Below are 1,852 nucleotides of genomic sequence, written 5' to 3' on the forward strand. Positions count from 1 at the left end.
CGCCGTCAAGCTCAGCTCGCCGGGGCCGGTCATCTTCCGCCAGCGCCGCTACGGCCTCGACGGCGAGGAGATCATCGTCTACAAGTTCCGCTCGATGTCCGTCACCGAGGACGGCGGGCAGATCCAGCAGGCCCGCAAGAACGACGCGCGGGTGACCCGCGTCGGCGCGATCCTGCGCAAGACCTCGCTGGACGAACTGCCGCAGTTCATCAACGTGCTGCAGGGCCGCATGAGCATCGTGGGACCGCGCCCGCACGCCGTCGCGCACAACGAGCTCTATCGCCCGCTGATCAAGAGCTACATGGTGCGCCACAAGGTCAAGCCGGGGATCACGGGCTGGGCCCAGGTCAACGGCTTCCGCGGCGAGACGGATTCCCTCGAGAAGATGGAGGCCCGCATCCACTGCGATCTCGACTACCTGCGCAACTGGTCGCTGCGACTCGACCTGTACATAATCTGGAAGACCGTACGCCTGGTCTTCCAGGACAGCGCCGCCTACTAGCCACTAGTCCGACGGAGCCATTGGTGAGAACCCGGGTGTACGCGAAGATCCCCATCAATGCGATGCCGCAAGGCGCGCAGTCGATGGGCGCATGCCCCGGCGCACGGGACGCTTCACCAGAAAGCGCGAGGACTCCTTTGAAGAAACATCTCACCATCAGCCCCCTGCTCACGGTGGCATCGATCTGGGTGCTGCCGCTGGCGGTGCACGCGCAGGCGCCGGCCGCGTCGCAGCCGTCGGCGCCGTCGGTGCCGACCACGCCGACGCTGCCGGCGACGCCGTCGCAGCCCGCCGGCATGCCGTATCCGGGCAGCATCTGGTATCCGGCGGGCGGCGGCTTCCAGCCGGCCGGCACCCAGGCCTCCACGGTGTCCGACCAGGAGAGCCCGCCGTTCCAGCTGCGGGCGATGGCCGGTGTCGAACACGACAACAACGTCCTGCGCACGCCCGGCGGCGGCGTCTCCGACACTGCCTTCATCCTCGGCGTGGGCCTGCGCGCCGACCGCCGCTTCGGGTTGCAGCGCCTGCGCGCCGACGTCGAAGCGAACACCTACAAGTACGACAAGCAGTCCGACCTGGACTACAACGTCATCAACTACTCGCTGGCCTGGGACTGGTCGCTGACGCCGCGCTTCCATGGCGTGGCGAGCGCCGACCGCAAGCAGTACCGCGAAGTCGCCACCGACCCGGTGGCGCTCGTGAACCGTGTCGGCCGGCGCACCGAGCGCAACGAAGTGCTCGAAGGCGTGTACGAGGCGGGCGCCCGGTTGCGGCTGCTGGCTGGCGTCTCGCACAGCAAGGCCAGCAGCGACCAGCCGGCGACCTGGGACGCCAGCCCCGAAGTCGACAGCGCACGCGCGGGCGTGGGCTATGAACTCGGCTCCGGCACGTCGGTGTATGCGCGCTATCGCCGCGGCGACGGCGAATACACCGATCCGACGCCCGGCGCGTCGCGCGGCGACTTCGAGGAAGACGAGTTCGACGTGGTCCTCAAGTGGCCCGTGACCGGCAAGACGGCCCTGGAGGCGCGCCTGGCGCACCTGGACCGCAGCCACGACACCGGCACGCAGCGCGACTTCAGCGGCATCGTCGGCAGCGCCGCCGTCTCGTGGGACGTCACCGGCAAGACCCGGGTGCTGGCCGGCATCAGCCGCGACCTCACCGCGACCGGCCTGGCCACCGGCGGCCACGTGCAGAGCAACCGCTTCTTCGTCGGCCCGGTCTGGAAGGCCACCTCGCTGATCGCCGTCAATGCACGCTACGACTACATCTCGCGCGACTGGAAGGACGTTCCGGGCGGCTCGCGCGAGGTCGGGCGCAACGAATCCATCCGCATGCTCTCCGCAGGCG

The 1,852-nt window shown here is 69.2% G+C and carries 2 protein-coding genes; both read left to right on the top strand.

What is annotated here, in order from left to right; all coding sequences use genetic code 11:
• On the top strand, positions 1-502 hold a 502-nt coding region (locus tag ACRWK7_RS07930), incomplete at its 5' end, for a sugar transferase (protein WP_431855667.1).
• Positions 503-639: 137 nt separating this feature from the next.
• The coding region (locus tag ACRWK7_RS07935) for an outer membrane beta-barrel protein (RefSeq protein ID WP_431855668.1) at positions 640-1,852 on the top strand (1,213 nt) is incomplete at its 3' end.

Source organism: Azospirillum sp. (assembly GCF_050789165.1).